This is a genomic window from Caulobacter sp. UC70_42, from assembly GCF_044056025.1.
Classification (GTDB): domain Bacteria; phylum Pseudomonadota; class Alphaproteobacteria; order Caulobacterales; family Caulobacteraceae; genus Caulobacter.
Genome location: NZ_CP171994.1, coordinates 2,808,500 through 2,828,764, shown reverse-complemented (window position 1 = coordinate 2,828,764; position 20,265 = coordinate 2,808,500). Strand labels below are relative to the sequence as shown.

16 protein-coding genes are annotated in these 20,265 nt (G+C 68.6%); 12 read left to right on the top strand and 4 right to left on the bottom strand.

Going from position 1 to position 20,265, the window contains the following annotated elements:
• The first annotated feature begins 37 nt into the window (after nt 1-37).
• Genes ACHMW8_RS14145 through ACHMW8_RS14135 form a run of 3 tightly spaced genes read left to right on the top strand, consistent with a single transcriptional unit; the run spans nt 38 to nt 2,170 of the window.
• Nucleotides 38-709 (top strand): phosphoribosylanthranilate isomerase, encoded by a 672-nt coding sequence (locus ACHMW8_RS14145; RefSeq protein ID WP_395442884.1) that lies wholly within the window; start codon nt 38-40, stop codon nt 707-709.
• Entirely contained in the window at nt 706-1,635 is a 930-nt protein-coding gene (locus ACHMW8_RS14140) for a nucleoside hydrolase (protein WP_395442883.1), read from the top strand. The genes ACHMW8_RS14145 and ACHMW8_RS14140 overlap by 4 nt, the downstream gene beginning before the upstream one ends.
• Nucleotides 1,636-1,684: 49 nt before the next feature.
• Nucleotides 1,685-2,170 (top strand): nuclear transport factor 2 family protein, encoded by a 486-nt coding sequence (locus ACHMW8_RS14135; RefSeq protein ID WP_395442882.1) that lies wholly within the window; start codon nt 1,685-1,687, stop codon nt 2,168-2,170.
• 96 nt (nt 2,171-2,266) lie between these two features.
• Here ACHMW8_RS14135 and ACHMW8_RS14130 read toward each other — a convergent pair whose 3' ends face one another.
• Both ACHMW8_RS14130 and ACHMW8_RS14125 read right to left on the bottom strand, forming a co-directional pair.
• Nucleotides 2,267-4,138, bottom strand: coding sequence for a TonB-dependent receptor domain-containing protein (locus ACHMW8_RS14130; protein WP_395442881.1), 1,872 nt, complete (start codon nt 4,136-4,138; stop codon nt 2,267-2,269).
• Nucleotides 4,077-5,327: a TonB-dependent receptor plug domain-containing protein gene (locus ACHMW8_RS14125; protein ID WP_395442880.1), complete on the bottom strand. Its 1,251-nt coding sequence runs from the start codon at nt 5,325-5,327 to the stop codon at nt 4,077-4,079. Before ACHMW8_RS14125 ends, ACHMW8_RS14130 begins: the two co-directional genes overlap by 62 nt.
• A gap of 165 nt (nt 5,328-5,492) precedes the next feature.
• Here ACHMW8_RS14125 and ACHMW8_RS14120 point away from each other — a divergent pair, with 165 nt between their 5' ends.
• Complete coding sequence (locus tag ACHMW8_RS14120; RefSeq protein WP_395445977.1) at nt 5,493-6,890, top strand: glycoside hydrolase family 28 protein; 1,398 nt, start codon at nt 5,493-5,495, stop codon at nt 6,888-6,890.
• Here the strand turns inward: ACHMW8_RS14120 and ACHMW8_RS14115 are convergent.
• Both ACHMW8_RS14115 and ACHMW8_RS14110 read right to left on the bottom strand, forming a co-directional pair.
• Entirely contained in the window at nt 6,871-8,505 is a 1,635-nt protein-coding gene (locus tag ACHMW8_RS14115; protein ID WP_395442879.1) for a glycoside hydrolase 43 family protein, read from the bottom strand. The two genes, ACHMW8_RS14120 and ACHMW8_RS14115, sit on opposite strands and share 20 nt — an antisense overlap.
• Before the next feature lie 13 nt (nt 8,506-8,518).
• Nucleotides 8,519-10,090 carry a glycoside hydrolase family 28 protein gene (locus ACHMW8_RS14110; RefSeq protein ID WP_395442878.1) on the bottom strand — a complete coding sequence of 524 codons (1,572 nt, stop codon included), beginning with the start codon at nt 10,088-10,090 and terminating at the stop codon, nt 8,519-8,521.
• Nucleotides 10,091-10,283: 193 nt separating this feature from the next.
• Between ACHMW8_RS14110 and ACHMW8_RS14105 the strand changes: the two genes are divergently transcribed.
• From ACHMW8_RS14105 to ACHMW8_RS14070, 8 genes are all read left to right on the top strand, one after another.
• Nucleotides 10,284-11,324, top strand: coding sequence for a LacI family DNA-binding transcriptional regulator (locus tag ACHMW8_RS14105; protein WP_395442877.1), 1,041 nt, complete (start codon nt 10,284-10,286; stop codon nt 11,322-11,324).
• A gap of 191 nt (nt 11,325-11,515) precedes the next feature.
• A complete protein-coding gene (locus ACHMW8_RS14100; RefSeq protein ID WP_395442876.1) occupies nt 11,516-13,204 on the top strand; it encodes a class I adenylate-forming enzyme family protein in 1,689 nt (562 codons plus the stop codon).
• Nucleotides 13,205-13,280: 76 nt separating this feature from the next.
• The gene (locus tag ACHMW8_RS14095; RefSeq protein WP_395442875.1) at nt 13,281-14,225 is read left to right on the top strand and encodes a winged helix-turn-helix transcriptional regulator; all 945 of its coding nucleotides are present in this window, start codon (nt 13,281-13,283) and stop codon (nt 14,223-14,225) included.
• A gap of 74 nt (nt 14,226-14,299) precedes the next feature.
• Nucleotides 14,300-15,364 (top strand): hypothetical protein, encoded by a 1,065-nt coding sequence (locus ACHMW8_RS14090; protein WP_395442874.1) that lies wholly within the window; start codon nt 14,300-14,302, stop codon nt 15,362-15,364.
• A gap of 56 nt (nt 15,365-15,420) precedes the next feature.
• Nucleotides 15,421-16,305 carry an SDR family NAD(P)-dependent oxidoreductase gene (locus ACHMW8_RS14085; RefSeq protein WP_395442873.1) on the top strand — a complete coding sequence of 295 codons (885 nt, stop codon included), beginning with the start codon at nt 15,421-15,423 and terminating at the stop codon, nt 16,303-16,305.
• A gap of 48 nt (nt 16,306-16,353) precedes the next feature.
• Nucleotides 16,354-17,574, top strand: a complete 1,221-nt coding sequence (locus ACHMW8_RS14080) for an acetyl-CoA acetyltransferase (RefSeq protein WP_395442872.1) — start codon at nt 16,354-16,356, stop codon at nt 17,572-17,574.
• Between the two features lie 2 nt (nt 17,575-17,576).
• Complete coding sequence (locus tag ACHMW8_RS14075; protein WP_395442871.1) at nt 17,577-19,361, top strand: AMP-binding protein; 1,785 nt, start codon at nt 17,577-17,579, stop codon at nt 19,359-19,361.
• A gap of 94 nt (nt 19,362-19,455) precedes the next feature.
• Nucleotides 19,456-20,265 (top strand): DUF1295 domain-containing protein, encoded by an 810-nt coding sequence (locus tag ACHMW8_RS14070; RefSeq protein WP_395442870.1) that lies wholly within the window; start codon nt 19,456-19,458, stop codon nt 20,263-20,265.

Here is a 20,265-nt window from a genome sequence, read left to right as displayed (position 1 = left end):
ACTGAAACGTTTCACTTGCTAGTTTGCAAGGACATTCTTGTCTCGGATCACCCCATGCAGCCGCCCAGTTTCATCGCGTTCACCGGCGTCGACCGAGTTCGAGCTGCTGCCGGGCGCGAGGGCGCTGTCGGCCCGCTATCCGATCGAGTGGGGTGTGCTGGTCGATCCGGCCCAGGAGGACACCGCGCTCTTTCCGCGCGCCGAGATCCGCAACACCCTGCTGGCCGCGCGCGACCTGCGCTGGGCGGCCCATGTGTGCGGCGAGGCGGCCAAGGCGATCGCGACTGATCCCTTGAACGCTCCACTGGCCCCGGCCGGCGTCCAGCGGGTGCAGGTCAATCACAGCTTCAAGGGCAGCACCCCGACCCAGGTCGCCGCCGCCCGTGACTACGGCCGCCGCCTGGGCGTCCGGACCGTGCTGCAATGCTCGGGCGCCTTTCCGCTGAACCAGACCGGCGTCGACTGGCTGTACGACGTCTCGTTCGGCACGGGCGCGCGGCCTGATCGTTGGCCCGCGCCGTCGCCGACCGACGGACCGTTCTGCGGCTATTCCGGCGGCATCGGGCCCGACACGGTCACGGACATCCTGGCCCGCATCGCCGCACCCGACGGCGCGCTCTACTGGATCGACATGGAGTCAGGCGTTCGCACCGACGGGGCCTTCGATCTCGCCAAGTGCGAGGCCGTCTGCCGCGCGGTCTACGGATGACCACCGCGCCGAGGCTGGTGATCCTCGACACCGATCCAGGCGTCGACGACGCCCTGGCCCTGCTCTATCTGCGCGCCAGAAGCCAGCGGGAAAGGCCTGACCTGCGCTTGCTGGCGATCACAACCGTGTTCGGCAACGCGGATATCGAGACCACGACCCGCAACGCCTTGTGGCTGCGCCAGCGCCTGGGCCTCGAAGCGCCGGTCCACAAGGGCGCGGCAAAGCCCTTGAACCGACCTCGCGGCCGCCCCCCCGTCCATGTCCACGGCGAGAACGGCCTGGGCGACATCGACCTCTCCGGCCCGGTCCTGCCGGCGGCCGATCCCGGCGTGGCCCACGAGAGGATCGTCGACCTCGTCCGCGCCCTTCCCGGCCAGGTGACGATCGTCGGCATCGGCCCGCTGACCAACCTGGCCCTGGCCCTTCGCGCCGCGCCCGACATCGCCAGCCTCGTCGCCGAGGTCGTGATCATGGGGGGCGCTTTCGCGCGCGGCAACGTCACCCCCTTCGCCGAGGCCAACATCCACAACGATCCCGAGGCCGCCGCCGAGGTTCTCGCCGCCCCATGGGCCATCACCCTGGCGCCGTTGGACGCGACCCTGCCCTGCGTGCTGACCGACGCCACCGCGCGCGCCATGGCCGAGACTGGCGATACGGGCCGCTTCGTCCACGACCTCACGCGAGGCTACGCGGCGACCTATGCCCGCCACGAGGGTCTGGAGGGCTGCGTGCTGCACGACGTCGCGGCCCTGATCCGCCTGACCGACCCTGAACTGTTCGAGGTCCGGTCCGCGCCGGTGTCGGTGACCCTGGACGGCGACCGTCTGGGGCAGACCACCTGGTCCGAACATGGCCCGGCGCGGCAGGTCTGCCTGAACGCAAACGGTGCTGAGGTCGTGCGGCGCTTCCAGCGGACACTGGCCTAAGTCCGGCCATCCGGTTTAGCTGGCAAGCCAGTCACGACCGGAGACGCCCATGCCCTTGCTTGCCCTGCTCGCCGCCTTCGCCTTGTCGCCGCCAGCCGCCCAGGTCCCCGCGCAGCCGGCGCTGACCGAAGCGATCGCAGCCCGGGACGCCGCCCTGTTCGGCCTGATGTTCAACGGGTGCGACCCCGCCGCCCTGACGGCCTTGGTCACGGATGACATGGAGTTCTACCACGACAAGGGCGGGCTGATGGGCCACGACGCCTTCATCGCCGATTACGCCACGAGCTGCGCGGCAAAGCGCGCCCCGGACGCCTGGCGATCGCGCCGCGAACTGGTAGCAGGAACCTTGAAAGTCTACGCCATTCCAGGCTTCGGCGCGGTCGAGGAAGGGGCGCACGTCTTCTACGAACGTAAGGGCGATGGCCCCGAGCGGCTGGCCGGCAAGGCGCGGTTCTCGATCCTGTGGAAACTGGGCGCCGACGGCCAATGGCGCATGGCGCGAACCTTCAGCATCGACCACGCGGCCGCTCCCTAAAAAAAACGGCCGGCGCTCTCATGCGCCGGCCGCTAGGGGGAGGCAGTTCCGGCCTGGCGATAGGGGTAAGGACCCGTCGCCAAGCCTCGCGTTCGACTAGAACCGCGCGGTCACGCTGGCGTAGACCACCCGGCCCTCGACGTCATAGGTCGCCGAGAACGTGTTGTTGGAGGGGGCCGACGAGCCGACGATCGGCGGGTTCTTGTCAAACAGGTTGCGGACGCCGGCGGTCAGCGAGATGTCCTTGGTCACGTCATAGCCGCCGGTCAGGTCGAAATAGTTCTGAGCCTTGATGGTCGGGGTGGTCAGCGTCGCCTTGTCGGGGAACGCCGCGCCGAGACGCTTGGGCAGCAGATAGGTGTCGACCGTCACCTCGCCGATATAGCGGTGGCGCAGGCTGAGCGTCGCCGGGCCCGAACGCCAGGTGATGCGCGAGGCGCCCTTCCAGCGCGGGATCGGCTGGCCGCAGGTCGGGCCGAACGAACCGACGCAGTAGTTCTTGGTCGCCGGCAGCGCCTGGACCGGCGTGGCGGTGAACTCGTCGGTATAGGTGAGGTTGGTTCCGATATCGAAGCGGCTGTCGCCGAACGGACCCCAGGCCAGGTTGAAGCGGTAGTTGGCGTTGATGTCGACGCCCGAGGTCTTCAGGCCGCCGGTGTTGCCGTTGGTGGTGGTGACATAGCCTGGCGCGGCGATCTGGCCGGTCAGGGGATCACGGGTGATCGCCTTACAGAACACGCTGCTGGCGTCCTGGATCGTGTTGTAGCAAAGGCTCAGCGTGTTCGCGATGCCGCCGCCCAGGGGCGCGATGGCGCCGTCCAGGTTGATCTTGAAGTAGTCGATGCTCATCGCCAGGCCGGGGACGAACCGCGGCTGCAGCACCACGCCGAAGGTGGTGGTGTCCGACTTCTCAGGGCCGACATTGGGATTGCCGCCCGAGACCTGGCTGATGAAGGTGTTGGGCTGAACCGACAGGGTGAAGACGGAGGCCGCCGGCACGCCGGTGGCGACGCAGATCGCCCGCACCGCCGCCGTCTGCTGGGCCGTCGGCTGACGGCTCGAGCAGGGGTCGACCGCCGAGGGGCCGCTGGTGGTGTTGCCGCCGAACAGTTCGCCGACGTTCGGCGCGCGAATGGCGTGCTGGAACTGGCCGCGCAGGGTGACGTCGGAGATCGGCGCGTACTCGCCGCCCACCGAATAGGTCCAGACGCCGCCGACGCCCGGGAGATTATAGTCGGAGTAGCGGAAGGCGCCGTTGACGCTGGCGCGTTCGCCCAGGGGCGAATCCTTCAGCACCGGGACGCGGACTTCGCCATAGACCTCTTTGACGGACTCCGAACCCTGGGTCGGCTTCGCGGCGTTGAAGCCGGAGACGTCGCCAGAGGCCAGGAAGCTGTCGGGCACGAACCGCGCCGAGGCCTTGCGGTATTCGGCGCCGGCGCTGAAGTCGATCGGACCGGCCCAGGTGTCGAACAGCTCGCCGGCCAGGCTGGCGGCCAGCACCTGCTGCGAGGATTCGGTGTAGTTGGTGGACGCCACGGAGATCGAGGCCGCGCCCTCCGGCGACAGGTTGGCGCCGAAGATGTTGAGGACGGGCGGAGCCCCGTTCACCGACAGCAGGCCTGCCTGCACCTTGCTCAGCGAGATGGCCCCGTTGGACGTGCTGGTGTCGGTGGTGCGGGTGTAGGTGTAGTAGGCGTCGTACTTCAGGTTTCGCAGATAGCTGTCGGAGACGCTGCCGAGGTCGCCGCGCAGGCCGATCGCCGAGCGGAAGGCCGAGCGGTCGGCGGTGTTGGCGCGGTTGCCTGTCTCCGGGGTGCGCCGGTTGATGTTCAGGATCGCCAGGCCGTCGCCCGCGGTCGTGGTCAGGGACGAGGTGCCGTTCGTCGCCCGAACCGTGCCGACTTCAAGCTGGTCGAGTTGGCGCAGAACGTCCTGAAGCTGCGGCGTCAGATAGGGGTTGTTCACGTTCAGCAGGAAATTGCCGCCGAAGCCGCTGGGCGCCCAACTGCATCGAGACGCGGTTGTTGCTGTAGTTGGCCTCGGCGTAGCCGGTCACGTGGGAGTTGAACTCATAGTGGCCGGCCATGTTGGCCAGCCAGCGACGCTGGGGGATGACGATGTAGTTGGCCGGGGCCAGATCGTAGTCGTCGCCCGGCGTCGTCGCCGGCCGGGCCACCTTGCCGGCGTTGTCGAAGGTGAAACCCCGCGAACCCAGGCCGCTCAGGCCCGCGGCCGCCAGGGCGGCGGTCAGCGAAGGGCTCGAAGGCGAGCCGACCGGAACGAAGCGACCGTTCGGAATGGTGCCGCTGCCGCCGAAGATCAGGCCCGGACGGCCGCCGGCCGTCAGACAGGTCTGACCGGCCGGAATGGCCATGGGCGTCCCGGGCCGCGTGGCGCTGTAGCTGGAGGCGGTGACGCAGCCGTCGGCCATGGTGGGCATGGCCCAGCCGCCGCGGTCAGCGCGCGAGTAGCCCCCACGGTCCAGGTAGTTCAGGGCCACGACGACATTGCCGCGATCGTCGGCGAAATTCGTGCCGAAGGTCAGGTCCGCCGTGTAGGTCTTGGTCTTGGTGTGGGTGTCCTGACGCGCCTCGGCGGTCATCTCCACGCCCTGGAAGTCGTCCTTCATGATGAAGTTGACGACGCCGGTGATCGCGTCCGAACCGTACACGGCCGAGGAGCCGCCGGTGACCGTCTCGACGCGCTTGATCAGCGCCGCCGGGATCGTGTTGATGTCGGTCGTCTGATCAGGCCCGGTGATCGTGAAGCGGCGACCGTTGACCAGGACCAGGTTCCGCTGCGCGCCAAAGCCGCGAAGGTTCAGCGTCGCCGTGCCGCCCGGGACGGTGTTGGCCGTGGGGCCGTTGTTTTGCGACCCCAGGAACTGCGGCGTGTCGTTCAGCAGCGTCTCGACGTTCTGCGTGCCCGACAGGCCGATCTCTTCCGAACCGATCACCGTGACCGGGGTCGGGGCCTTGAACCCGCGCGCCGACAGGCGCGAGCCCGTGACGACCACTTCTGTGACGGTTTGGTCGTCGGCCGGAGCCGGCGCTTGCGTCTGCGCGATTGCCAGCGCTGGCACAAGAAGGGCGGCGGCCATCGCCAGCGCGGTCTCGCAGCCCATGAATAGACGTTTTTTGTGGTTGGCGCTCATCGTCCCCTCCCAAAGTTACCGCTATCATCTGCGGCCGTTTTCAAGACGCTAAAGCGAAATTCCGATATGTGCAATAGCTGTCCACAAAATGATACGACTGCGATAGTCGAGACGGCGAGGCGCCGAAGCGTCCGCATAGTGGCCTAGGAGGCGATTTTGACGGTTATGGATCTATCCCGACGCGCCGTGCTGATGGCGGCCCTGGCCGCGCCCGGTCTGGCCGAGGCGGCCGACGAGTGGGCCAAGGCCCGCGTCATCCAGCGATCGGTCCACTTACCGGTATTCCCCTCGCGAGTCTGGAACATTGTGGCCGCCGGCGCGGCCGAGGGCGATGTCGAGGCGACCAGCGCGGCCATCGCCAAGAGCATCGAGGCCTGCGCGGCGGCCGGCGGCGGACGCGTGCTCGTGCCGGCGGGCCGCTGGCCGACCGGCGCCATCCGCCTGCGCAGCCGCGTCGAGCTGCATCTCGCCAAGGGCGCGGCCCTGGTCTTCAGCACCGACCCCGCCCGTTATCCCATCGTCGCCACGCGATGGGAGGGGGTCGAGCTGATGAACTATTCGCCGCTGGTCTTCGCCGATGGCGAGCACGACGTGGCGATCACCGGACGCGGCGTTCTGGACGGCCAGGGCCCAGCCTGGTGGTCGTGGAGCAGCGGCCCGCAATTCGGCTGGCGCCCGGGCATGCCCAACCAGCACAAGGCGCGCCAGGCTCTGTTCGACATGGCCGAGCGCGGGGCGCCGGTGGCCGAGCGCGTCTTCGGCGAGGGCTCGTACCTGCGGCCGATGATGGTGCAGTTCCAGAACTGCGCCAGGGTGCTGGTCGAGGGCGTGACCTTGCGCGACGCCCCCTGCTGGACCCTGCACCCGGTGCTGTGCCGCGATGTCACCGTCCGCGACGTCACGGTGATCGGCCACGGCCCCAATACCGATGGCTGCGACCCCGAGTCGGTCGACGGCATGGTGATCGAGCGCTGCACCTTCGACTGCGGCGACGACTGCATCGCCATCAAGTCGGGCCGCAACGCCGACGGCCGTCGCCTGGCCAAGCCGACCCGAAACATCCTGATCCAGGACTGCGTGATGAAGGACGGTCACGGCGGCGTGGTGATTGGCAGCGAGGTGTCCGGCGGGGTCGAGAACATCTTCGTCCAGCGCTGCCATATGGACAGCGAGGGCCTTTGGTACGCGCTGCGCTTCAAGAACAACGCCATGCGCGGCGGCGTCATCCAGGACATCTATTGCCGCGACATCACCGTCGGGCGCGTGGCCCGCGCGGCGATCACCTGCGACTTCAATTACGAGGAAGGCGCGCGGGGCGGCTTCAAGCCCGTGCTGCGCAAGGTTCGGATCGAGCGGATGCGGGCCAGCGCCGCCGCCCAGGTGCTCGATCTGCAAGGCCTGCCCGGCGCGCCGCTGGGCGACATCGTGCTTCGCGACTGCCGTTTCGACGGGGTGACCAAGCCCAGCGTCGTGACGCACACCAACGGACTGAGGCTGGAACGCGTCACGGTCAACGGCCGGCGCGTCCCCTCCCCCGCTCTGCTCAGCGCGCCACCGACCTGACGTCGACCCAGTCGAAGTCGGCCACGCCCGGCTTGGGCTGGCTCGGGTCGCCGTAGCTGAACAGCGCCGGCCGCGCGCCCTTCCACCAGCTGAAGCGTGGCAGGATCCCGCCCCCCATGTCGACGAACGTGCGGCCCCCGTCGCGGCTATAGCTGTAGTTCGCGGCCTGATCCGCCACGGCCACGCGCAGATCCACCACGCCGGCCGGCAACGCCGGTCCCAGGGTGTCGACGCCCCGCAGCGAGAAGACGATACGGTTCCGGCCGTCCTTGCGTATCACGCCGATGGCCCCGACGCCCGCGCCGAACATGGCCAGGCCCGCCCGCTGTCCCTCGACCAGCCCCTTGGGGTCGAGGCGCGTGGTGATGATCGCCGACCGGCTCTGCAGCGACTGGGTCAGGGTGTTGCGGGCGCTGACCAGATTGACCGCCGGTCCGCCCGTCAAGCGCAGGAAGCCGGGCCGCGCCGTCAGGCTCCAGCGCCGGTCGTCGGGATTGTGGTTCCACTCCCACTGCGGTCCCAACCTGGCGGTGGAGAAGCCATCCGACGTTTGCGGCGAGACAGCCGGGAAGCGTCGGCCGACATCGGGCAGGGCGTGCGTGGCGACAGGTTGGCCGCCGTGCGCATCGGGTCCGGCGCCGGGGATCGGCTCGCCGATGAATGGCCAGTCGCCCTTCCAGACCAGCGGCTGCAGGTGGACGATGCGGCCATAGGCGCCGGCGCTGTTGAAGTGGATGAACCAGCCCTGGCCTGAGGGCGTCTCGACCCAGCCGCCCTGGTGCGGCCCCTTCAAGCCGCTCTTGCCCGGGACCAGCACTTCGCGGTGCTCGTAAGGCCCCCAGATCGACCTCGACCGCATCACCGCCTGGGGGCCGGTCTCGACCCCGCCGATCGGGGCGAAGATGTAGTACCAGCCGTTGCGCTTATAGAGCTTAGGGCCTTCCAGCACCGGCAGGGCCTTGGCGTCCTCGACGATGACCTTGCCCTCGTCGAGCACCGACTTGCCGTCCGGGGCCATGCGGTGCAGCACCAGCGGCCCCGCGCCGACCTTGCCGTGCACCAGATAGGCCTGGCCGTCGTCGTCCCAGAACGGACACGGATCCTCGAGGCCCGGCCCCGCGACCACCGCCACGGGTTCGGTCCATGGGCCGTCGACCTTGGTCGCTGTCGACATGAAGATCCCCTCATAGGGGGTGGCGAAATAGACATAGAACTTGCCGTCGTGGTGACGGATCGACGGCGCCCAGACCCCGCCGGCGTAGCGCTGGCCGGAAGTGCGCAGATCCCGCGGCGTCCGCGCGCCGGCGTCGTTGGTCGGCACGGGTCCCGGCAGGTCATATTCCGGCGCGAACGGCAGCTTGGGCAGCACATGGCCCGCGATCGTCCAGTGGACCAGATCCTTCGACGTCAGGATCGGCACGCCCGGCGAGAAGTGGAAGCTGGACGCCACGAGGTAGTAGGTGTCGCCGACGCGAATGACGTCGGGGTCGGAATAGTCGGCCGGCAGGATCGGGTTGCGATAGACGGCCGCCGCCGATGGCTTTGGCGCGGCGAGCGCCGGCCCGGCCAGGACCAGAGCCGTCGCGGCGAGTAGTCCCAGCCGTTTCACGCGCATCACAGGCATCCCGCTAGAACGATTGGGTGGTGGTCTCGTCGATCCGCCGGTCGGGCAGCCAACGGCTGCCGAACGACCGGAAGCCCGTGACCTGGTCGAGCAGGAAGCTGGGTCCCTTGGGCAGGCGCAGCCGGAAGAGGTCGATCTCCTCGACATCGTTCAGCCAGAAGGCCGGACGCGCGTCCGCCGCCTCGGTGACGATCTCGACATTGCTCATCTCGATATTGCGGGCGTGGCGGATGAAGAAGCCGCTGGCCGGCAGATCGCCGAACATGTCCGGGTCAGGATAGGCCTTGTCGGCCTCGGGCGGCCGGCGTTTGGCCAGCTCGGCCGAACCGCCGCCCAGGGAGTGGAAGTAGACGTCGCTGATCTTGACGTCCTCGACCGGGTGGCCGGCCACGCCGGCGATGATCGACGGCTGCGGCGTCGCGCCATGGCTGACGATGTTCTGGATGGTGATCCGCCGCAGCTTGCCCACCGGAACGCCGGCCGGACCGCGCATCCGGCTTCCCAGGCGCAGGAACAGCGGCGGGAAGCCCAGGCCCCGCATGGTGATGTTGCTGATGGCGATGTCTTCGGTCAGCGCCCCGTCCATCGTCTCCAGCGCGATGCCGTAGCAGTGGTCGAACACGCAGTTGGTGATGGTGACGTTCTTGAAGCCGCCGTTCGACTCCGTGCCCAGCTTGATCCGGCCATAGCCGTGGAAGCCCGGCGGCATCTTCTTCCAGGTCCCGTCGATCACCGAGCCCATCTCGTAGTTGCCGGTCAGCAGGCAGTCGGAGATCGTCAGGTTCTCGGTCGGGCGGGCATAGCCCAGCGCGAACGAGCTCTTGGGACAGATGCCGTCGTCCCACGGCGAGTTGATCGTGCAGTTGGTGACGCGGACATTGCGGCAGCAGTCGATGTCGAGACCGTCGCGGTTGGTGTCGATGATCAGGTTGTCGATCGTCATGTTGTCGACGCCGGTGGCCAGCAGCGCGAACCAACCGCCCTGGAGGATCTTGAAGTCGCGCAGCAGCACGTTGCGGCAGTTCTTCAGGGCGATGGCCTTGTCGCCGACGCCGGGGCCGGAAATGTCCGGCGGATCGTCGGGGAATCGGTGGCCGCGGGTCAGGCCCTTGCCCCAGATCAGACCCGTTCCGACGATGGACACGTCGTGCAGGCCCTCGCCAAAGATCAGGCTGTTGTTCCAGTGGCTGTGGCCATAGTCTTGGAAGGCGTTGCCCGCCCCGGGACCAGGGTCGTCATAGCCGTTCGGCGCGACGCCATTGGGCGCGGCGGCCAGGATCACGGCGCCCTCGCCCAGGTGCAGGGTGATGTTGCTCTTCAGGCGAAGCGTGTAGCAGGCGTAGGTCCCGGGTGGGAAATGCACCACGCCGCCGCCCAGCGACGCCACGTGGTCGATGGCCTTGTTGATGGCCGGCGAATCGATGGTCGCCCCATCGCCCACGGCGCCGAAATCGCGAACGCTGAACAGGTGCGGCGCGGGTCCGGCAACCGTCGCAGCGCGAGCGGAATGGGGTGGAACCAGTACGGCGCCGCCGAGCATGGCCCCCAGCATCAGCCCTCGTCGATCCATGGTCATCACGCCCTCCCACTGCCCGTTCCTCGGGTCTGGCGGGAGACAAGCAAGCCGATCGCGATGGTGTCAACGACATTTTGTTACCGGTAGCATCGACAATGCCAGCGTTGGCGCCATATCTTGCCAGCGCTGGCCGGAGGCCGATCGCGCTCGGCGAAGCGCGACGCCGGCCAAGCTATGGGAGCACTGCCGGAGCATGATCAGGACCGATGCGGCCGCCAGCATGGCGGTGACCATCGACGACGTCGCCAAGGCCGCGGGCGTCTCGATCCGGACCGTGTCGCGCGTGCTCAACGACTCGCCCAAGGTCGGCGACGAGACCCGCCTGGCCGTCCAGGCCATCATCAAGGATCTCGGCTACAGCCCCAGTTCGCGGGCCCGCGCCCTGGCCTCGGGCCGTTCCTATCTGATCGCCGTGGTGCAGGACGATCCCAACGCCCACGTGATCGGCGTCCTGCAGCGTGGGATCGTCGAGGTCTGCTCTCAGCATGGCTATGAGCTGGTCGTTCACCCGGTCAGCTTCGACGATCCGGACGTGGCCATGGACATCGAGCGGTTCGTCCATCGCTCGCGGGTCGACGGCCTGATCGTCCTGCCGCCGACATCCGAGATCGCGGCCATTCCCGAGCGACTGTCGGCCCTCGGCGTGCCGGCGGTCGGTATCGCCTCGATCGCAGTATCGCCCTATCCCAGCATGTTGATCAGCCAGGAACGCGCGGCCAGCGCCGAACTGGCCCGCCACCTTCTCGACCTGGGCCACCGGCGCATCGCCATGATCGAGGGTCCGCCGCACTTCCGCTCGGCGCAGGAGCGCAAGGCCGGCTTCCTGTCTGCCCTGACCGCTTCCGGCCTGCCGCTCGAAGTGGCGTTGCGCCCGGGCGACTACGGCTTCGAGAGCGGCCTGGCCGCCGCCGAGTCGCTGCTGGCGCTGGAGCGGCCGCCGACCGCGATCTTCGCTTGCAACGACACCATGGCCGCCGCCGTCGTGAAGACGGCGCGCGAGGCTGGCGTCTCGATGCCCGACCAGCTGTCGGTCGCGGGCTTTGACGACGCGGACCTGGCCTCGATGATCTCGCCCAGCCTGACGACCATCCGCCGTCCGCTGCGCGACATGGCCAAGACCGCGACCGAGCAGCTCCTGACGATGATCCATGAACGAACATCGACCATGCCGCCCGAGTCCGTCCATCTGAGCCTGATCGTTCGACGCTCGACCGCGCCGGCCTCAACCATTTGAAAGTTCGGCCACCCGCGCCCTTTGCGACGGCCACGCCGCCTGACCCTTCGGATCAAAAGGCCTGAGCCGCGCCGAGAGCCTCTTGCGCGCGTCGCCGGCCCAAGGCAAGTTACTTGCATAACAATACGAACCGGACCCGGGAGGCGGCGGCGACCCCAGGGCTGAAAGACCCGTCGCGCCAGGAGGAAGCCGTGCGTCCAAGCCCCCCCGAGCGTGTCGCGGAATATCGCCGGCTGGGCTGGTGGAGCGGCCGCACCATAGACCAGCTGTTCTCCGAAGCGGTCCGCGCCCGCCCAGACGCGGTCGCGCTGGTCGACGCCCCCAACCGCATGGCGCTCACGGACTCCGCGCCGCAGAGCCTGACCTACCGGGAAGCCAACGCTCGCATCGACACGCTGTGCCATGTGCTGGCCGGGCTGGGCGTGAGCCGTGGCGACGTCGTCTCCACCCAGTTGCCCAACATCGTCGAGGGCGTGCTGTGTTTCCTGGCTTGCGCGCGGATGGGCGCGATCCTTAGCCCGCTGGCCATGACCTATCGGGCTCACGAACTGCGCCAGATCCTGCCCAGCATCGATCCCAAGGTCATGGTCACCCTCGACCGCTTCCACGGCTTCGACCACGCGGCGATGATCGCCGGCCTGCGAGCGGAAGGCGCGACGTCGGCCGAGATCATCACGCTGTCGGAAGGCTCGACCAGAGGCTCGCATAGCCTCGTAGACCTTTCTGCCCAGGCTCCCCAGGAGCCCTTCGCGCCGCCCGCCGACCTCGATGCGGCCGAGGCCCTGACCATCTGCTGGACCTCGGGCACCGAGGCCATGCCCAAGGGCGTGCCGCGCCATCACGACCACTGGGTGGTCAACGGCGAGGCGCTGGTCGAGGCCGCCGGACTGCGGACAGGCGACGCCATCCTCAACCCCTTCCCGCTGATCAACATCGCCGCGATCGGCGGCATGGTGATGACCTGGCTGCTGTGTCAGGGCCGGCTGGTCCAGCATCACCCCTTCGACGTGCCGCTGTTCCTGCGCCAGATGCAGGACGAGAAGATCGCCTACACCGTCGCGCCGCCGGCGGTGCTGACCATGCTGCTGCAGAACGAGGCGCTGCTGGCCAACCTGGACCTCTCCAACCTGCGCTGCATGGGCTCGGGCTCCGCGCCGCTGCCTCCGTGGATGGTGCGCCGCTGGCAGGAAAAGTACGGCGTGACGATCATGAACGTCTTCGGCTCGAACGAAGGCGCTTCCCTGTTCTCGACGGCGGCCGCCATTCCCGACCCGGAGCAGCGGGCCATGTACTTCCCCCGTTTCGGCGCGCCGGGCGTGGACTGGCCGGCCGAGTTCCCGGCCAAGATCCGCACCCGGCTGGTCGACCTGGCCACCGGCGAGGACATCGTCGCGCCCGGCCGCGAGGGCGAACTGCGGATCTCCGGCGCCATGACCTTCGACGGCTACTGGAACGCGCCGGAGGTGACCAAGGCCGCCTTCGACGACCAGGGCTTCTTCCGCACGGGCGACCTCTTCGAGATCGCGCCCGACACGGACGATCGCTTCTATCGGTTCATCGGCCGCAGCAAGGAGATCATCATCCGGGGCGGGCTGAACATCTCGCCGGCCGAGCTGGATGGCCTGATCGAGAGCCACCCCGCCGTCCGTGAGGCCTGTTGCGCGGCTTATCCGGACGAGCGCCTGGGCGAGCGCGTCTGCGCGGTGGTGGCCCTGCGGCCGGACCAGGCGCTGACCCTGGAGGAGCTCACCGCACACCTGAAGTCGCGAGAACTGGCCACCTTCAAGCTGCCGGAGAAGCTGAGGATCGTCGACGCCCTGCCCCGCAACGCGCTGGGCAAGGTGGTGCGGCGCGAGCTCGCGGGCGTGGCGGCTACTTAAGCCCATTGGAGACTTGCATAACCGCACCTGTTCCGCGACCCTGATCAACGATTAGTCACGGTCAGGACGCGGAGCGATGAGCGCCCCGAAATTCATCAGGACTTGTTCGATCTGGCGCGCGCTGGAGGTGGTCGGGGACACGGCGGTGCTGTTGATCCTCGAGGCCAACTGGATCGGCGCGCGACGCTTCGACGATCTGCGCGACCGCACCGGCCTTCTGCAGTCCAAGCTCAGCGACCGCCTCAAGAAGCTGGTGGCCGCCGAGGTGCTGGAAAAGAGCGCCTATTCGACCAACCCGCCGCGCTACGAGTACCGGATGACCCGCAAGGGCCTGGACCTCTACTGGCCGGCCCTGATGATGCTGCGCTGGGAGCGGCGCTGGTCGAACAACCCCGCCAAGCTGCGGCTGAACCTGCGCCACCGGACCTGCGGCCACCTGTTCGAGCCGGTTCCGACCTGCCTGAAATGCGGCGACGAGATCAACCCGCGTGAGGTCGACTGGGCCGAAGGGCCCGGCGTCGGCTGGATGGTGCCGCTCTACAGCCGCCGCCGCCAGCAGCGCGGCGCGGCCGAGGAATCCTCCAGCCTGATGGTCGACGTCGCCCAGATCACCGGCGACCGCTGGGCCAGCTTGGTGTTGCGGTCGATCTTCACGGGGCTGAGGCGCTTCGACGAGATCCATCGCGACACCGCCATGGCGACCAACATCCTCTCCGAGCGCCTGGCCTGGCTGACCGCCCAGGGCGTGATCCGCGCCCACGAGCGGGCCGGCAAGCGCTTCGAGTACCGCCTGACCGAGAAGGGTCTCGACTACTATCCCGTCCTGTTGATGCTGCTGCTGTGGGGCGACAAGTATTACGTCTCGCCCGAGGGACCGCCGCTGATCCTGCGCCACAAGGTCGGCGGGCACCTGCTGGAGCCCGCCGTGACCTGCTCGTGCTGTGGTCAGCCCGTCGAGCCGCACGACGTCTCGTTCGAGATCATCGAGGCTGAACAACGGACAACGGAGCCGGCCTACTAAGACGCGTCGACCGTGGATTTCATACTTTCATAACGAGACTTACCGGGTTAGGGTCTTCTCGATAGGGAGGAGACATGACGTATCGCGTCATCCAGTGGGCCACGGGCGCCATGGGCAAGAGCTGCCTTCGGACGGTGATCGACCACCCGTCGACGGACCTCGTCGGCCTCTATGTCTATGGCGAGGCTAAGGCCGGGCGGGACGCGGGAGACATCGCCCGGCGCGGCGCGACCGGCGTTCTGGCCACGCGCGACATCGATGAGATCCTGGCGCTGGACGCCGACGTGGTGATCCACGCCGCCCGCCTGGCCCCGCCCTATGGCTCGCACGACGCCGAGATTCTGACCCTGCTGGCCAGCGGCAAGAACGTCATCAGCATCAACGGCTACAGCGATCCCAGCCACTGGGGCGACGCGCGGCTGGCCGCCCTGGAAGCGGCCTGCGCCAAGGGCGGTTCGACCCTGATGGGCGCGGGGCTGAACCCCGGCTTCGCGGCCGAACAGCTGGCGGCGGTCGCCAGCGGCGTCTGCTCCGAGCTCCACGCGATCGAGGTGATCGAGAGTGTCGACTGCCGCGCGGTGCGCAGTCCCGACTATGTCTTCGGCGTGCTGGGCTTTGGCCAAGATCCGGCGTCGGTCGATCCGAACGATCCCGACTGGGGTCCGGCCTCGTCGCTGAACGGCATGTACGCCGAGGCCCTGGCGGCCCTGGCCAAGCGGCTGAACCTGACGCTGGAACGGGTCGACACCGACCACCGCGTGTTCGGCGCGTCTCAAGAGCTTTCGATCGCAGCGGGTACGATTGCGCAAGGAAAGATCAGTCACGTCAACTGGCGCTGGATCGGCCGTACGGCAGGCGGTCGCGACCTGATCATCTCGATCCACTGGTTCATGGAGACGGCGCATCTGGAGACCGAGGCCCCTCCCCTGTGGAGCCTGCGCCTGACCGGCCAGCCCAGCGTGCGCATGACCCTCGACCTGGACAAGCGCCCCGGCGACCAGACCCCGACCTCGGCCGAGCAGTGGGCCGTGGCCGGCAGTGTGATCAACGCCATTCCCCATGTCGTGGCGGCCCCGCCGGGCGTCATGACCCGCCCGCTGGCCACCCCGTTCGACGGGAGCCTGGCGCGAAGAGCCTGAGACTGAACGAAACCCACGTCGGCGGCACGATCGACGAGAAAACGAAGGAGGAAGCGATGAACCATCAGCACGGTCCGCACGCCGGTCGCGTCGTCATCGTCACCGGGGCCGGCAAGGGACTCGGGCGCGCCTATGCGCTTGATCTGGCGCGCCAGGGTGCGGCGGTCGTGGTCAACAACCGCTGGGCGGTGCGTAGCGAGCCTTCCAGCGCTCAGCAGGTGGTCGAGGAGATCCAGGCGTTTGGCGGCCGCGCTGTCGCCGACTTTGGCGAGGCCGAGAACCCAGAGACCGGACGCGCCCTGGTCGACAAGGCGTTGGAGACCTTCGGCCGATTGGACGCGATCGTCTCGAACGCCGGCGTGCCCCAGACCTGCCGCCTGCATCGACAGACCCCCGAAGCCTTCCAGTCGATCTTCGACATCAACTTCCAGGGCGCGCTGAGCCTCGTTCAGGCCGCCTGGTCCGTGCTGTCGGAAGCCGGTTCTGGCCGTATCGTGCTGAGCGCCTCGTCCGCCGGACTGTATGGCGGCGACGGCATGGCGGCCTACGCCTCCTCGAAGGCGGCGCTGATCGGACTGGTCCGCGGCCTGGCGGTCGAAGGCCGCCCACGCGGCCTGCTGATCAACGCAATCGCCCCCTACGCCGCCACCGCCATGACCACGCCGCACCTGAGCAGCGCCCTGGCGCGGCGCATGGATCCCGTCGACGTGGCGCCGCTGGTGTCCTGGCTGGTCGGCGAGGCCTGCGACGTCTCGGGCCAGACCCTGGTCTCCGGGGGCGGACGCCTGCGCGCGGCCTATTCGGTGGAAGGCCCGCCGGTGGCGCTCGACGACGACATCGGCGCGGCGGTGACCCGCGCCCTCACGGCCGAGCCGCGAGAAACCTATGGCGACGCCCACGCGGCCTTCGCCGCCTTCATGGACGAGCGGCCGACGGCCTGAACCCACAACAATCGGCGGCCCGCGAGCCGCCCCGGCGAGGAGACGAACATGGTCTACATACTTGGCGGCTGGCAGGCGGATTTCGCCGATAACTGGGCCCGAAAGGGCATGGACCTGGCCGACGCTTTCAGCCAGGTCGTCGGCAAGGGCCTCGACAGCGTTGGCCTGGATCCGAAAGACATCGAGACCGGACACGTCGGCAACTTCGTCGGCGAACTATTCGCCCACCAGGGTCTGCTGGGCGGCTTCTTCGGCCTCGTACACCCGGATTTCGACGGCCTGCCGACCGCGCGGCACGAGGCCGCCTGCGCCTCGGGCAGCGTCGCCATCCTCGCGGCCACCGCCGAGATCGAGGCCGGCCGCTACGACCTGGCCTGCGTGGTCGGGCTGGAGCAGATGCGCAATGTCGGCGGCCAGACGGCGGCCGAGTATCTGGGCGCGGCGGCCTGGACCGGTCACGAGTTCGCCGACGCCACCTATGTCTGGCCCCGCGCCTTCTCGGACCTCGCCGACGAATACGAGCGCCGCTATGGCCTGAAGTACGAGCACCTGATGCGGATCGCGGAGATCAACTTCGCCAACGCCAAGCGCAATCCCAACGCCCAGACCCGGCAGTGGGCCTTCAACGAAAAGAGCTTCACCGCCGACGACGAGGCCAATCCGGTGGTCGAGGGCCGCACGCGCAAGCAGGACTGCGGCCAGGTCACCGACGGCTCGGCCGTGATCTTCCTGGCCTCGGAAAAGCGCGCCGCCGCGTACGCGGCCAAGCGCGGGATCCCGCTGGAAAGCCTACCCCGGATCAAGGGCTGGGGCCACCGCTCGGCGCCGATCTCCTACTCGGCCAAGGTCCGCGCCAGCGCCGACCAGGACTACGTCTTTCCGCAGGTGCGCCGCGCCATCGAGGACGCCCGTCGCCGCGCCGGCGTCTCCGACCTCGGCCAGATCGACGTGGTCGAGACCCACGACTGTTTCACCACCACCGAATACATGGCCATCGACCATCTGGGTCTGACCGCGCCGGGCGAGGCCTGGAAGGCGATCGAGGCCGGCGACATCGAGATCGGCGGTCGCCTGCCGATCAACCCCTCGGGCGGCCTGATCGGCCTGGGCCATCCGGTCGGCGCCACGGGCGTGCGCATGGCGCTGGACGCCTTCAAGCAGGTGACGGGCCGCGCCGGCGACTACCAGGTCGAGGGCGCCAAGACCTGCCAGACGCTCAATATCGGCGGCTCGACGACCACGACCGTCAGCCTGGTCGTCGGAGTCTGACCATGGACCAAGCCGTGCTCGACAAGACGCTGGCGCCGTTCCGCCCCGCCGAGCTGATGCCGGTCGACCTGGACGTGACGCACCGCGACGACGGCGCGATCCTGATCGCCTCGCGCATCCCCCTGGCGGCCTACAACGCCAACCTGCCCGCCGCCTTCGCCGAGCGCGCGGCGACGAGCGGCGACAAGCCCGCCCTGGCCTTCCGCGACGGCGAGACCTGGCGCTACGTCTCCTATGCCGACCTCAAGCGCGACATGGACGCGGCGACCCAGTGGCTGCTGGGCGCGCCTCCAGGACCGGTGCTGATCCTGGCCCCGAACAGCGCCGCCTTCGCGGTGATGACCTTCGCGGCCCAGGCCTCGGGCCGGGCGGTCTGCCCGGTCAGCGTCACCTACGCCGCGCTGGGCGGGGACTTCGGCCGGCTGGCCCACGTCATCGCCAAGGTTCGCCCGGCCGTGATCTTCGCCGAGGACACCCGCGCCTGCGCGGCGGCGCTGCAGCACCTGGACCTGGGCGAGGCGGTGATCGTCACCACCAGTCCGGCCGAGCTCGCCAAGCCTTCGGTCGCCTATGCCGACCTGCTGGCCACGACGCCGACGTCGGCGGTGGCGACCAGCATCGCGGCGCTGAAGCCCGACGACCGCGCCGCCCTGATGCTGACCTCCGGCTCGACCGGCCTGCCCAAGGTCGTGCCGATCACCTTCCGGAACCTGGCGGCCAACAGCATCCAGTGCATGCAAACCATCGGCAAGGCGGCCGGCTGGGACAATGTCATGCTGGACTGGCTGCCCTGGCACCACGCCGCCGGGGCCTTCGTCCTGCGCGCCACCCTGCTGGAAGGCGGGACGCTGCATGTCGACGAGGGCAAGCCCGTACCGGGCCTGTTCGACGCCTCGGTGCGGAATCTTCGCGACGTCTCGGTCCGCTACTTCAACAACGTGCCCCTGGGCTACGCCATGCTGGCCGACGCCCTGGAGCAGGACGCCGTGCTGCGGAAGACCTTCTTCAAGGACATGCGCCTGATGCTGTACGGCGGCGCGGGCCTGTCCCAGACGGTCTATGACCGCATCCAGGCCATGGCCGTGCGCGAGACCGGCCATCGGATCATGATGACCAGCGGCTACGGCATGACCGAGACCGTCTCGGCCTTCATGGTTATCCACTTCGAGACCGACAAGGTAGGCCTAGGCCTGCCAGCGCCGGGCTCGCTGGTGAAGCTGCAGCCCGTCGGCGACCGCTACGAGGTCCGGGTCAAGGGTCCGCAGGTCACGGCCGGTTATCTGGACGAACCGGAGAAGACGGCGGCGGCCTTCGACGAGGAAGGCTTCTACCGCACCGGCGATCTGGCGCTGTTCCACGATCCGAGCGACCCCGCCCAGGGCCTGGTGTTCGCAGGGCGCGCGGCCGAGGAGTTCAAGCTCTCGAGCGGAACCTGGGTCTATGGCGGCGCCCTGCGCGACGGCCTGCTCAAGGCGCTGTCACCACATGTCACCGATCTGGTCCTGTGCGACGATGGTCGGCCTTATCTGGGCGTGATGCTGTGGGCCAAGCCCGACGCGCCGCGCGCGCTTCTCGAGGAAGGCCTGGCGGTCTTCAACCGGAGCCAGTCCGGCGGCGCGGCCCGCGTGCGCCGGGCCCTGGTGCTGCGCGAACCGCCCAGCCCCAACGCCCACGAGATCTCCGACAAGGGCACCATCAACCGCCGGGCGGTCATCGACCGCCGGGCCGCCGAGGTCGACCGCCTGTTCGCGGACGATCCCGACGCCGAGGTGATGGTCGTTTCCTGACAAAACCGGCGGCGCGGGCCAGATGTCGCGCCGCTAATCACTTTCATAAAAAGATGCGAATGGCGCGCCGCGGCGCGCCGAACGGGGGAAGGCGATGCCTGACTATATTCTCATTCCGCTGGTGAACGCCGGGGTCATCCTGGCCGTGTTCGTGGCCGCCTGGGCCATCTGCGTGGCGATGCGCGACGTCACGCCCGTTGACAGCCTGTGGGGCCTGGGCATGGGCGTCGTCGCGGTCGCGACCTACCTGCAGACCGGCGGCGGTACGCAGCGGCGGATGGTGATGACCGGGATCTGCGTCGCCTGGGCCCTGCGGCTGGGCGGCTACATGCTGTGGCGCTGGCGCGACCATGGCCCCGACGGCCGCTATGTGCGGATGCTGGCCAAGGCCAAGGAAGAGCGGGGCTGGGGCTTCGCCCACGCCGCCTTCCGCATGGTGTTCATGCTGCAGATGCCGCTGCTGTGGATGGTGTGCCTGCCCGTCCAGCTGGGCCAGATCGCCGACACCCCGACGCAACTGGGCGTCCTGGGCCTTGTCGGCGCGGGCCTCGCGATATTCGGCCTGCTGTTCGAGAGCCTGGCCGACTGGCAGCTGGTGCGCTTCAAGAAGAGCCCCGAAAACGCCGGCAAGGTTATGGACAAGGGCCTGTGGCGCTACACGCGTCACCCCAACTATTTCGGCGACGCCTGCGTCTGGTGGGGCCTGTTCCTGATCGCGGCCGAGACGCAGCTAGGCCTGGTCTCGATCATCGGCCCGATCTGGCTGGTCTTCACCCTGACCCGTTGGAGCGGCGTCCCGACCGTTGAAGGTCGCATGCGCCGCCGCAAGCCCGACTACGAGGACTATATGCGCCGCACCTCGGGCTTCTTCCCATGGCCGCCCAAGCCCGTAAAGGCGGACTGA